The 12,041-nt window shown below is 54.1% G+C and carries 11 protein-coding genes; 5 read left to right on the top strand and 6 right to left on the bottom strand.

Translation table 11 applies throughout. The features are described from left to right. Positions 1-293: 293 nt before the first annotated feature. The 5 genes from HMPREF9098_RS01005 to HMPREF9098_RS00985 all read right to left on the bottom strand — a co-directional run bounded on the left by HMPREF9098_RS01005 (position 294) and on the right by HMPREF9098_RS00985 (position 4,892). Complete coding sequence (locus HMPREF9098_RS01005; RefSeq protein WP_003781096.1) at positions 294-1,472, bottom strand: hypothetical protein; 1,179 nt, start codon at positions 1,470-1,472, stop codon at positions 294-296. Positions 1,473-1,526: 54 nt separating this feature from the next. Continuing rightward, positions 1,527-2,717 (bottom strand): hypothetical protein, encoded by a 1,191-nt coding sequence (locus tag HMPREF9098_RS01000; RefSeq protein WP_003781094.1) that lies wholly within the window; start codon positions 2,715-2,717, stop codon positions 1,527-1,529. Positions 2,718-2,950: 233 nt separating this feature from the next. Then, complete coding sequence (locus tag HMPREF9098_RS00995) at positions 2,951-3,286, bottom strand: hypothetical protein (protein ID WP_147285365.1); 336 nt, start codon at positions 3,284-3,286, stop codon at positions 2,951-2,953. 72 nt (positions 3,287-3,358) lie between these two features. Then, positions 3,359-4,558 (bottom strand): tryptophan synthase subunit beta, encoded by a 1,200-nt coding sequence (gene trpB, locus HMPREF9098_RS00990; RefSeq protein ID WP_003781089.1) that lies wholly within the window; start codon positions 4,556-4,558, stop codon positions 3,359-3,361. Positions 4,559-4,691: 133 nt separating this feature from the next. Then, positions 4,692-4,892 carry a hypothetical protein gene (locus tag HMPREF9098_RS00985; protein WP_003781086.1) on the bottom strand — a complete coding sequence of 67 codons (201 nt, stop codon included), beginning with the start codon at positions 4,890-4,892 and terminating at the stop codon, positions 4,692-4,694. 365 nt (positions 4,893-5,257) lie between these two features. On the opposite strand from HMPREF9098_RS00985, the gene HMPREF9098_RS00980 reads away from it, so the two are divergent. The 3 genes from HMPREF9098_RS00980 to lpdA all read left to right on the top strand — a co-directional run bounded on the left by HMPREF9098_RS00980 (position 5,258) and on the right by lpdA (position 8,984). Next, on the top strand, positions 5,258-6,064 hold the full coding sequence (locus HMPREF9098_RS00980; protein ID WP_003781085.1) for an outer membrane protein assembly factor BamD: 807 nt from the start codon (positions 5,258-5,260) through the stop codon (positions 6,062-6,064). 175 nt (positions 6,065-6,239) lie between these two features. After that, positions 6,240-7,079: a dihydropteroate synthase gene (folP, locus tag HMPREF9098_RS00975; RefSeq protein WP_003781083.1), complete on the top strand. Its 840-nt coding sequence runs from the start codon at positions 6,240-6,242 to the stop codon at positions 7,077-7,079. 105 nt (positions 7,080-7,184) lie between these two features. After that, the gene (gene lpdA / locus HMPREF9098_RS00970) at positions 7,185-8,984 is read left to right on the top strand and encodes a dihydrolipoyl dehydrogenase (RefSeq protein WP_040564138.1); all 1,800 of its coding nucleotides are present in this window, start codon (positions 7,185-7,187) and stop codon (positions 8,982-8,984) included. A gap of 55 nt (positions 8,985-9,039) precedes the next feature. On the opposite strand, the gene HMPREF9098_RS12160 is transcribed toward lpdA, so the two are convergent. Further along, a complete protein-coding gene (locus tag HMPREF9098_RS12160; protein WP_257004549.1) occupies positions 9,040-9,165 on the bottom strand; it encodes a hypothetical protein in 126 nt (41 codons plus the stop codon). A gap of 304 nt (positions 9,166-9,469) precedes the next feature. On the opposite strand from HMPREF9098_RS12160, the gene HMPREF9098_RS00960 reads away from it, so the two are divergent. Both HMPREF9098_RS00960 and HMPREF9098_RS00955 read left to right on the top strand, forming a co-directional pair. Continuing rightward, entirely contained in the window at positions 9,470-10,726 is a 1,257-nt protein-coding gene (locus HMPREF9098_RS00960) for a D-amino acid dehydrogenase (protein ID WP_040564136.1), read from the top strand. Between the two features lie 139 nt (positions 10,727-10,865). Then, complete coding sequence (locus HMPREF9098_RS00955) at positions 10,866-11,996, top strand: efflux RND transporter periplasmic adaptor subunit (protein ID WP_003781076.1); 1,131 nt, start codon at positions 10,866-10,868, stop codon at positions 11,994-11,996. The last annotated feature ends 45 nt before the right edge of the window (positions 11,997-12,041 follow it).

The following is a 12,041-nucleotide window of genomic DNA, read 5'->3' as shown; positions in this document are numbered from 1 at the left end:
TCTCTCCTTGTGTAGAGATTGGGTAATGGCGGCGGATAAAATGACGGAATACCGATATATCCGCCCTATCCACAGCCGCTGATTTTTTAACCGCGAAAAATCTCATGATTGACCGATTAAAGTCAATAGTTCTTTTGTATGAATATGTTACTGCCAAAGGATGGTTATATCGGCTGGCAATTTTCGGGCAACAGGCTGGCGTTGTATTGATTTCATTTCGTCTGCAATTCAAAAGCAGCCTGCACTTTGGTTTCAGGGTGCAGGCTGCTTTGGGGGCTGATTTTCAGCGCAGGTTAAGGTTTCGCAGCATTTTCCTGCTCACTGCTTGCCGCCTGCGTTTGCTTGAAATATTGCTCTGCCCCGTTAAAAAAGGATTCATAATTCGGCCCAAGCTGCTTAGAAAGTACTTCAATCGGTGTCGGCACAAGCGTTTTGCCCCAGCATTTTTTCGGGATTCTCTTCGGTTCGGGGCTGGCTACCAAAATCACTTCCGGCCGGGACTTTTGCCACACCAAAAAAGTATGCTCGGGCATTTGGCAATTCATGTTCGGATTGTCTTCCAGCTTGGCGGCAAATTCGTGCACTATCCGTGCCGCATCCACCGACAGATCCAAAGAATAGAAATCCATTCTGCCGGATTTCCGCGATTCTTCGCCGTATCCGGATGCTCCGGTACGCCAAAACCCTTTGGTAACATCCCGATATTTGTCGTTTTCCCGACGGATAGCCCCCACTTCAAGAACAGTACCGAATTCGGGCAGCAATGCGGTCTGCCCTTCCTCCAAAGTGCAGTCGGACAAATAGACATAATGCTCTGCCGATTGGTGGGAAGGAATCTCCGGTGGCTTGCCATCAGCTTGCGGGAGCAGCTGCCATTCCAAATATAGCCCAGTCTGACAAATCCATTGCCCGATGCTGACCGGTTTTTCAGGCTCGGTATAAATTGTACGATCCTGCCAATATTCATCGCCAATACTTAAATCCCTTTTCATCCGCACAATGGGAATGCCATTCCACACAACCGGTTGTGAAAATCCTGCATAAACAAATTTGTCGGGTTCGGGTTGCTTGCGCTTTGTAATATTGGTTTCAAGATATGTTCCTGCCGGCATGGCAATACCTGCAACGGTTTGGGGCGCAGGCAGCGTGATTGGGCTTAACTGCTCGAGGCGCTTTTCCTCCCGTTCACTCTCAATAGAAGTATGGTAGAGATATGCGGCAAAATAAAATACAGGAATATCCAATATAATCAGCCAAAGTCCTATTTTTCCTAATTTCTGGCCGGAAAAAAAGCAGGCAGCCGCATAGCACCAATACATTAACCGCATCACGACATAAGAAAAAATTGCAGCTAGCATCACTCCAATCGCAATAAAAAACACTCCCAAAAAACCATCAAAATAAGGCGTAGCAAACGCCAATGCCGGCAGCATGAAAACCGAAAGTGCAATGGCTTTGGTCATCATCTTCATAATGTCCTCCAATTCAAAGTGCAGGCTGCTTTTGGGGCGGATTTTCAGCGCAGGTTAAGGTTTCGCAGCATTTTTCTGCTCACTGCTTACCGCCTGTGCTTGCTTGAAATATTGCTCTGCTCCATCAAAAAAGGATGCGTAATTCGGCCCAAGCTGCTTGGAAAGCGCTTCAATCGGTGTCGGCACAATCGTTTTGCCCCAGCATTTTTTCGGGATTCTCTTCGGTTCGGGGCTGGCTGCCAAAATCACTTCCGGCCGGGACTTTTGCCACACCAAAAAAGTATGCTCGGGCATTTGGCAATTCATGTTCGGATTGTCTCCCAGTTCGGCGGCAAATTCGTGTACCACCCGCGCCGTGTCCACCGACAAACCCAAAGAGCGGAAATCCATTCTGCCGGATTCACGCGATTCTTCGCTGTATCTGGATGCTCCGGTACGCCAAAACCCTTTGGCAGCATCCCGATATTTGTCGTTGTCCCGACGGATGAACCTCACTTTAAACATCGCGCCGAATTCGGGCAGCAATGCGGTCTGCACTTTCTCCAAAAAACAGCTGGACAAATAAACATAAGGCTCTACCGATTGGTTATAAGGAATCTCCGGTGGCTTGCCATTGGCTTGCGGGATAAGCCGCCATTCCAAATCTTTACCCTCACAAAGCCATTGCCCGATACTGACCGGTTTTTTAGACTCGGTATAAATTGTACTATCCCGCCAATAGTCATCCTGATCGCTCAATTTCCTTTCCATAACCGTAATAGGAATGCCGTTCCACACAACCGGTTGAGGAAATTTTGCATTAATAAATTTGTCGGGTTCGGAGTGCGTGCGTTCTGCAATCTCGGTTTCAAGATATGTTCCGGCCGGCATGGCGATACCCGCAACGGTTTGCGGCGCAGGCAGCGTGATTTGGCTCAATTGTTCAAGACGTTCACGCTCCCTGCTTTCCCGTTGGGGTAAAAGTACAAAACTAATGTACCAATATCCCGCCAGAGAAAACATGAAAATATCCAACAGAATCCAACCAGAATTCAGTTTTTCTGTTTTTTTGCCGGAAGCAAGGCAGATAACCAATATCCAATACACCAACCGCGTCATTACATAAGGCAACAAAATAAAATAGACACCGCCCAGTATCAAAATAATGCTTATGAGAGTTTCCCCCATACCGCCAACTGCTTCGGCAAACGCCAATGCCGGCAGCATAAAAACTGAAAGCGCAAGGGTTTTGGTCACTATTTTCATGGTGTTCTCCAATAAAGTGCAGGCTGCCTGCAAGCGTGGGTTTATCGGCCCAACCTACGGCTGCTGCGTTGTTGCCAAACGGCCTTTTCTGTGTGTTTTTGAATGTGCAGGCTGCTTTTTGAACCGTTTGAGGGCTTTGAAAGCAGCCTGCACTTTTTTAAATTTGTATTTTCAGGCGGCTGCCTGAAAACTGCCTACGTTCCCCCATACCCTGCTCATGCAGGCTGCACTTGCTACAATTTATCCCACAACTCAAGAAGGCGATACCACCGATGATCAGTATGCAAGTAATACAGTATGTATGCAGCAAGGGGAAACAGGAGAATATCCAGCAGCATCGAAAGGTCATCCGGTTTTTTTATTTCTTTGCCGTGAAAAAAGTGGGCAGCCACCACATAAACCCAATACGCCAACCGCACCGTTACATAGGGCACCAGAATAAAAACAATGCCGGACACAATTACCGCAAGCAAAATCACAACCCCTGCAACGTTATTATAAGGTGCGAAAAACGCCAGTATCAGCCACAGTAAAATCAAAAAGGCGAAGAATTTAGTAACCATCTTCATAATGTTCCCCATATAGTTTGCAGGCTGCCTGAAAAGCCGTTTCCAACCTTTCAGGCAGCCTGCACATGCGCCTTACAACTCAATCCCTTTCAACTTCGCCACCGTGTTGATGTCCTTGTCACCGCGCCCCGACAGGTTCACCAGAATCACCTGGTCTTTGCCCATCTTCGGCGCGTTTTCCACCGCCCAAGCCACGGCGTGGCTGGATTCCAGCGCGGGGATGATGCCTTCAAAGCGGCATAGCAAATCAAACGCTTCCAAAGCCTTGTCGTCATTCGCCGCATGGTATTCCACACGGCCGATGTCGGCGAGGTGGCTGTGCTCCGGGCCGATGCCGGGGTAGTCCAGCCCTGCGGAAACAGAGTGCGTCCCCAAGACTTGGCCGTTTTCGTCCTGCATCAGGTAGCTGCGGAAGCCGTGCAGCACGCCGATGGGGGCTTTGCTGGTAATCGGCGCGGCGTGGTCGGGGGTGTCCGTGCCTCGTCCGCCGGCTTCCACGCCGACAAGGCGCACGTTTTCTTCGCCGATATACGGGTGGAACAGGCCGATGGCGTTCGAGCCGCCACCCACGCAGGCCACGGCAACATCAGGCTGACGGCCGATGGCAGCCTGCATTTGCTCTTTGGCTTCGTTGCCGATAACGCATTGGAAATCGCGCACCATTTCGGGATACGGCGCGGGGCCGGCGGCGGTGCCGATGATGTAGAACGTGTCGTCCACGCGGGCGACCCATTCGCGCATGGCTTCGTTCATCGCGTCTTTCAGCGTGCGGCTGCCGCTGTCCACGCTGACCACGTTCGCGCCCAATAATTTCATGCGGAACACGTTCGGCGCTTGGCGGATGATGTCGTCCGCGCCCATGTAAACATGGCATTCCATACCGAAGCGGGCGGCAACGGTGGCGGAGGCCACGCCGTGCTGACCCGCGCCGGTTTCGGCGATGACGCGTTTTTTGCCCATGCGGCGGGCGAGCAATGCCTGACCGATGGTGTTGTTGACCTTGTGCGCGCCGGTGTGGTTCAAGTCTTCGCGCTTCAGCCAGATTTGCGCGCCGCCCAGATGCTCTGACAATCGCGCGGCATGGTAAACGGGGCTGGGGCGGCCGACGTAGTGTTTCAAATCGTGGCGGAACTCTTCCCAAAACGCGGGGTCGTTTTTCGCGGCTTGGTAGGCCGCTGCCAATTCTTGCAGGGCGGGAATCAGGGTTTCGGCAACGTACACGCCGCCGTGTTCGCCGAAAAATCCGCTTTTATCAGGTGCTTGGTAATTCATAAAACGCCGTCCTCGAATGTTCTTTCAAATAGGGATGCCATTATATAGCGAATCGCCCGGATTTTTGCCACAAAAAAGCAGCCTGCACACCATAAATTATAAGGTGCAGGCTGCTTTTGAAACATCCGTTGGGTTATGCGCTGAAACCGGCGGCGGCCACCGCTGCTTTGAATGCCGCTTCGTCAAAGTTGTCGCCGTGCGTTACCACCACATAGCCGCCTTCCACGTTTGCATTCACAAATTTCACGCCGGTAACGCTGTCGGTTGCTGCTACCAATTTGTCGGCATCATTTTTTGAAGCCATGCCGGATACGGCGATTTTTGTTTGAGCCATGATATTTTCCTTTAAATAAACGGTTAAAAACGAAATCAGTCGGACGGCGGTGCAACCGCGCCCATCGAAAATCCGCTGTTTGCAATCAAACGGTCTGTCTTTAAGGCAGATTATCTAAACTTCCCTATATTGCCCAATTTTTATGCGGGCGGTCAATCGTTTTTATAATAAAAATAGGTATCTATTTAAAATTTAAAAATTATTTTTTGATTCAAATCAAAAATATTGTCTTGTTTTAGCAACGTTGCGCGGTTCCGCCGCAAGTGTTTGTTTTGCGCCGTGCAATTTAAGTATTCCCGAAATAAGACAAAAACAGTAAAATGCGCCCGTTATCCTTCATTTTGGTTCATAAAGGAACGTGATTTATGAAAAAAATCGTTGCCGCTTCCATTGTTATGGCAATACTTTCGGCGTGCGCCACACCGAACGCCACGGTCAGCAAAGACGCGCAAATGAGCAAAGACTGGTCGAACGACCGCCTGTATAGCGAAGCGCGGAATGCTTTGAACAGCGGGAACTACAGCCATGCCAATGCGTTGTACGGCGTATTGCGCGCCCGCCAGCCGGACGGCCGCTACACGGAGCAATCGTTGCTGGATTCCGCATACGCGCATTACAAAAATGAAGAAATGTCACAGGCTTTGGCGCTTCTGTCGCGTTTCGAACGCAATTATCCGGCCAGTGTGGACATGGATTATGCTTTGTATCTGAAAGGCTTGATTTTCTTCGCGGAAGACCAATCCTTCCTGCGCAAACTGGCATCGCAAGACTGGTCCGACCGCGACCCGGAAGCCAACCGCCGTGCGTTCCGTGTGTTTGAGCAGTTGGTCAATCGCTTCCCGCAAAGCAAATATGCGGAAGATTCGCGCCGCCGCATGGCGCAGCTGGTGGATGCTTTGGGCGGCCACGAAATCGCCATCGCGCGTTATTACGCCAAACGCCATGCTTATGTGGCGGCCAACAACCGCGCGCAACGCGTGTTGCAGCAATATCAGAACACGCGCTATGTAGAAGAAGCCTTGGCCATCATGATTTTCAGCTACGAAAAAATGGGCAATACGCAACTGGCGGACGATACGCGCCGCGTGTTGCAGCAAAACTTTGCCAACAGCCCTTATCTGGCCAAATCTTGGCAGCCGGACGATATCCCCTGGTGGCGCTGGTGGAAATAAACGACATATCATTCAAGCACTTCAAAAGCAGCCTGCACTTGGCGAACGCCCCATTCGTGCAGGCTGCTTTTTCGTCCCCCGAATCAACCTTATAGTGGATTAAAATTGCAATGATACGGCGTTGGCTCGCCTTGTCTCATTTTTATTTTAATCCACTATATTGAAAGGACTGGAAATGGCCGTTTGGCAGACCACCCGCTTTCCCATCGATTTGAGCACGCCCAAAATAATGGGCATTGTTAATGTAACGCCGGATTCTTTTTCGGACGGCGGCCGCTATAACCAAAATGTGCAGGCTGCCTGCGCCCACGCCGAGCAGCTGCTACGCGACGGTGCGGATATTTTGGACATCGGCGGCGAATCCACCCGCCCGGGCAGCGCGCCCGTGTCGCCCGAAGACGAATGGCAGCGCGTGCGCGGCGTGCTGGCGGAAGTATCGCGCTGGAACGTGCCCGTCAGCTTAGACACGCGCCACACTTCCGTGATGCAGGCTGCTTTGGAACACGGCTATATCGACATCGTGAACGATGTGCAGGCGCTGGAAGACGAAGGCGCGGTGGCCCTGCTCGCACAGTCTGCCGATACCGGCATCTGCCTGATGCACATGAAAGGCCGGCCCCACAATATGCAATCCCACGCGCAATACCGCGACACCGTTGCCGAAGTGAAGCAATACCTGCGCGAGCGCACCGAAATCTGCACGCAGGCCGGTATTGAGCGCGAACGCATCGTGTGGGACATGGGCTTCGGCTTTGCTAAAGATTTGCCGCACAATCTCCAGCTCATGCGGCACCTGCGCGAATTTGTCGACGAATATCCCGTGCTGGCCGGCGTGTCGCGCAAACGCATGATTGGCGAAATCACCGGCCGCACCGACCCGATGGAGCGCGTGTCCGGCAGTGTGGCCGCCGCCCTGTTCGCTTACACGCAGGGCGCCGCTATTGTGCGCGTGCACGATGTCCGCGAAACGGCAGACGCGCTTAAAGTGTGGCAAACGCTCGCGCCTGCTGCATAAGATTAGTCAAAGCGGCAAATCAGGGCTATAATACTGCCATTTTGTTCAGTGCAGGCTGCTTTTGTCCGCATAATTTCTATTGATAAAGCCAGAAAGGTTTACCCCATGACCATTGAATTGAAAGTACCCGATATCGGCGGGCATGAAAATGTCGATATTATTGCCGTAGAAATCAAAGCAGGCGACACCATCGCCATCGACGACACGCTGATTACATTGGAAACCGACAAAGCCACCATGGACGTGCCGGCCGAAGCCGCAGGCGTGGTGAAAGAAGTGAAAGTAAAAGTGGGTGACAAAATTTCCGAAGGCGGCGTGATTGCCGTAATCGAAGCCGCCGGTGCGTCTGCCGCTGCCGAAGCGCCGAAAGCTGCCGCAGCACCTGCCCAAGAAGCCCCTAAAGCCGCTGCGCCCGCACCGCAGGCTGCACAATTTGCCGGTTCTGCCGATGCCGAATACGACGTGGTGGTATTGGGCGGCGGCCCCGGCGGCTATTCCGCTGCCTTCGCCGCAGCCGACGAAGGTTTGAAAACCGCCATCATCGAGCAATACAGCACCTTGGGCGGCGTGTGCCTGAACGTGGGCTGCATCCCGTCCAAAGCACTGCTGCACAACGCCGCCGTGATTGACGAAGTGAAACACTTGGTGAAAAACGGCATCAAATTCGGCGAACCCGAAATCAATGTGGACGAACTGCGCGGTTATAAAGAAAAAGTCATCGCCAAACTCACCGGCGGCCTGGCAGGCATGGCCAAAGCCCGCAAAGTGGACATCATCCAAGGTAACGGCCAATTCGTGGGCGCAAACCACATCGAAGTATCGCTCACCGAATCCGCACAATACGAACAAGCCAAAGAAACCGGCGCGAAAAAAACTGTCGCCTTCAAAAACTGTATCATCGCCGTCGGCAGCCGCGTGGTGAAACTGCCCTTCATCCCCGAAGACCCACGCATTGTGGACAGCACCGGTGCGCTGGAACTGCGCCAAAACGGCGGCAAACTGCCGGAAAAAATGCTGGTTATCGGCGGCGGCATCATCGGCCTGGAAATGGGCACCGTGTACAGCACGCTGGGCGCACGCTTGGATGTAGTGGAAATGATGGACGGCCTGATGCAGGGTGCCGACCGTGACTTGGTGAAAGTGTGGGAGAAAATGAACGCCCACCGCTTCGACAACATCATGACCAACACCAAAACCGTGGCCGTGGAAGCCAAAGCAGACGGCATCTACGTCACCTTTGAAGGCGAAAAAGCGCCGAAAGAGCCGCAACGCTACGACTTGGTGCTGGTGGCTGCCGGCCGTGCGCCGAATGGTAAACTCTGCTCCGCCGAAAAAGCCGGCGTGGCCGTTACCGAGCGCGGCTTTATTGAAGTGGACAAACAAATGCGCACCAACGTGCCGCACATCTACGCCATCGGCGACGTGATCGGCCAACCCATGCTGGCGCACAAAGCCGTGCACGAAGGCCATGTGGCTGCCGAAAACTGCGCCGGCCACAAAGCCTACTTCGACGCGCGCGTGATTCCGGGCGTGGCCTACACCGACCCCGAAGTGGCTTGGGTGGGCGTTACCGAAGAAATCGCCAAACGCGACGGCATCAAAATCACCAAAGCCGTATTCCCGTGGGCTGCCAGCGGCCGCGCCATCGCCAACGGCCGCGACGAAGGCTTCACCAAGCTGATTTTTGATGCGGAAACAGGCCGTATCATCGGCGGCGGTATCGTCGGCACGCACGCGGGCGATATGATTGGCGAAATCTGCCTGGCGATTGAGATGGGCTGCGATGCGGAAGACATCGGCAAAACCATCCATCCGCACCCGACCTTGGGCGAAAGCATCGGCATGGCGGCGGAAGTGGCCAACGGCACTTGCACCGACTTGCCGCCGCAAAAGAAAAAGAAATAATGTAATCCGCATTTAATGCAGGCTGCTTGGAATATGCTGAATGTTCAGGATATTTTCAAGCAGCCTTATTTATGCCGCATTCGGAACGTGCAGGCTGCTTTTTCCGCAAGCCAAAAGCAGCCTGCACGTTTTGTCGGGCAAGCACCATTTGCGCGATTTCAGCATTGACGCGCCCGAACATGAAAACAGCTTGCCAAATCCCGGCAAATTGGTTATCTTGACACTATTCTTATCCCAATATAGTGGATTAAAATAAAAATGAGACAAGGCGGCGAGCCGCAAGGCGTACAGGTGGTACGTCAAGGCGAGCCAACGCCGTATCATTGCCATTTTAATCCACTATATCTGACTATTCGTGCTGCATGACAAAAAGCAGCCTGCACATCGCAACTCCTGTTTTCCCCGTTGTTTTTTTTGCTCTTTCCAATCACTCGAAGCAGCCTGCACGCTGCACATTGCCATCACTACCCAACAAGGAGACCGTCATGCACGTTATCGTATTAGGCGCAGGTGTCGTGGGCACCGCCACCGCCTACTATCTCAACAAACTGGGCCACCAAGTTACCGTGATTGACCGCACACAAGGCGTTGCCGACGAAACCAGCTACGGCAATGCCGGACAGTTATCGTTCGGCTACACCACGCCTTGGGCCGCCCCCAATGTGCCGATGAAAGCACTCAAATGGCTGGGCAAAGAGCATTCTCCGCTGATTATCAAACCCGACGGCAGCCTGTTCCAACTGGAATGGCTCGCCAAAATGACCGCCAACTGCACCAGCGCGGCCTATGCCCGCAACCAATCGCGCATGATGCGGATTTCCGAATACAGCCGCCACCTGCTGCACCAATTCGAAGCCGAAGAAGGCCTGAATTTCGAACAACGGCACAAAGGCACGCTGCACCTGTTCCGCGACAAAGAACTGTTTACCCAACACCAAAAACAAATGGGCGTGCTCGACAGCTTCAACGTTCCCTACCAAGAGCTCGATGCGGACGGCGCGATACAGTTCGAACCCGCGCTCGCCCACATCCGCCACCAAATTGCCGGTGCCTTCCAGCTGCCCAACGACAGCACGGGCGACTGCCGCCTGTTCACACAAAAACTCGCGCAGCTGTGCCAAGAGCGCGGCGTGAACTTCCTATTCAACCGCACCATTGTCGGCTTCAACACCAGCGGCAACCGCATTACCAGCGTGCAAACACGCACCGAAACCCACACCGCCGACGCTTTTGTCTGCGCGCTGGGCAGCTTCAGCCGCCCGATGCTGGCGCAACTGGGGCTAAAACTGCCGATTTACCCCATCAAAGGCTACTCGCTGACCATCCCCATCACCGACGAAAGCAAAGCCCCGCAATCCACCGTGCTGGACGAAACCTACAAAGTCGCCCTCACCCGCTTCGACAAGCGCATCCGCGTGGGCGGCATGGCCGAGTTGTCGGGCTATGAAATCCGCCTGCCGCAAGTCCACCGCGAAACGCTGATGCAGGTGACCAACGAACTTTTCCCCGGCAGCGGCAGCCTGCAAGAAGCCGAATATTGGAGCGGCCTGCGCCCCGTCACGCCCGACAGCACGCCCATTATCGGCGCCACCCGCTTTGAAAACCTGTTCACCAACACGGGGCACGGCACGCTGGGCTGGACCATGTCGCTCGGTTCGGGCAAAACCACCGTCGATTTGCTGCATTCGGGCAAAGCCGAAATCCGCACCGATGATTTGAGCATGGCGCGGTATTCCTGCTGATGCGTTGAACACGCGGACAAAAGTGCAGGCTGCTTTTTGCGTTATTGAAAAGCAGCCTGCACTTTTTGCCGGCTTGTTAATAGTCCAATAAACGACTATAATCGGTCGCTTATTGGACTATTTTTATGCAGACGACACAATGAAACCCATTTATCCTTTGATTTTATGCGCCATTTTCGGATTATCCGCCTGCTCACAACCCGAAGCAGATAATACCCAAGCCTCCACGCCCGATGCCGCCATGCGCGTGAACGTGGTGGCCGTGGGCAAACAGACGGCGACACCGACCCTGCACTTGACGGGCACAGTGGCCGCCAAAGAAGACGTGGCAGTCGGCACGGCTTTGAGCGGCTTGAAGATTTTGGAAGTGAATGCCGATGTCGGGCAGCGCGTGGAAAAAGGGCAAGTGCTGGCGCGTCTGGACAGCGTGAATGTGCAGGCTGCTTTGCGGCAAAGCGAAATGGCGCTGGCCAAGGCGCGCTCGAACCTGAATGCGCGGCAGGCGGAATGGCGTGAGGCTCAAGCCACGTTCAACCGCTACCGTCCACTGGCCAACGAAGGCGCAGTCACGCCGCAGGAACTTGACCAGCAGCGTTTGCGTTTGGAATCGGCGCAGGCGAATGTGCAGGCTGCCCGCGCGGAAATTGCACAGCTGCAATCGCAGCTCACCGACAGCCGCCACCAGCGCGCGAAAGCGGAAATCACCGCCCCCGTGTCGGGCATTATCAGCCAGCGTGCGGCAGAGGCCGGCGCATTGACGGGCAGCGACGCGCTGTTCCACATCATCCAAGACGGCGAAATGGAACTGGCGGCCAATGCCACGGCAGACGAATTGTCGGTGCTGAAAACGGGTATGCCGGCCAAAGTGCGCGTGCGCGGGCAGCATGAACCGCTTTCGGGTAGCATCCGCCTGATTTCGCCGCAAATGGACAGCGGCACGCGCTTGGGCACGGTGCGGATTGCGTTGGAAAAGCAGCCTGCACTGCAAAACGGCGCGTATGGCGAAGCCGAAGTGCAACTGCCGACGCAGGAATCCGCCGCCGCACTGCCCGTTCAGGCCGTGTCGTTTGCCGACGACGGACAGGCGTTTGTGATGCTGGTGGGCGCGGACAACCGCGTGAAGCGGCAGGCGGTGAACATAGGGCGGCAGAACGCGGAATGGGTGGAAATCGTATCGGGCGTGAATGCCGGTGCGCGTGTGGTGAGAAATGCAGCGGCGTTTGTAAGCGATGGCGATTTGATTATTCCCGTTACCGAGCCGCAGAAATAAGTGCAGGCTGCTTTTCATCCTTCCCAAAAGCAGCCTGCACACCGC

The organism is Kingella denitrificans ATCC 33394 (assembly GCF_000190695.1).
Lineage (GTDB): Bacteria > Pseudomonadota > Gammaproteobacteria > Burkholderiales > Neisseriaceae > Kingella_A > Kingella_A denitrificans.
This window is presented reverse-complemented; position numbering and strand designations above follow the sequence as displayed.

Bases quoted from the DNA above. Each gene is read 5' to 3' on its own strand.
- HMPREF9098_RS01005 (WP_003781096.1), bottom strand. From the start codon at position 1,472: ATGAAGATGATGACCAAAGCCATTGCACTTTCGGTTTTCATGCTGCCG.
- HMPREF9098_RS01000 (WP_003781094.1), bottom strand. From the start codon at position 2,717: ATGAAAATAGTGACCAAAACCCTTGCGCTTTCAGTTTTTATGCTGCCG.
- HMPREF9098_RS00995 (WP_147285365.1), bottom strand. From the start codon at position 3,286: ATGAAGATGGTTACTAAATTCTTCGCCTTTTTGATTTTACTGTGGCTG.
- trpB (WP_003781089.1), bottom strand. From the start codon at position 4,558: ATGAATTACCAAGCACCTGATAAAAGCGGATTTTTCGGCGAACACGGC.
- HMPREF9098_RS00985 (WP_003781086.1), bottom strand. From the start codon at position 4,892: ATGGCTCAAACAAAAATCGCCGTATCCGGCATGGCTTCAAAAAATGAT.
- HMPREF9098_RS00980 (WP_003781085.1), top strand. From the start codon at position 5,258: ATGAAAAAAATCGTTGCCGCTTCCATTGTTATGGCAATACTTTCGGCG.
- folP (WP_003781083.1), top strand. From the start codon at position 6,240: ATGGCCGTTTGGCAGACCACCCGCTTTCCCATCGATTTGAGCACGCCC.
- lpdA (WP_040564138.1), top strand. From the start codon at position 7,185: ATGACCATTGAATTGAAAGTACCCGATATCGGCGGGCATGAAAATGTC.
- HMPREF9098_RS12160 (WP_257004549.1), bottom strand. From the start codon at position 9,165: ATGTTCGGGCGCGTCAATGCTGAAATCGCGCAAATGGTGCTTGCCCGA.
- HMPREF9098_RS00960 (WP_040564136.1), top strand. From the start codon at position 9,470: ATGCACGTTATCGTATTAGGCGCAGGTGTCGTGGGCACCGCCACCGCC.
- HMPREF9098_RS00955 (WP_003781076.1), top strand. From the start codon at position 10,866: ATGAAACCCATTTATCCTTTGATTTTATGCGCCATTTTCGGATTATCC.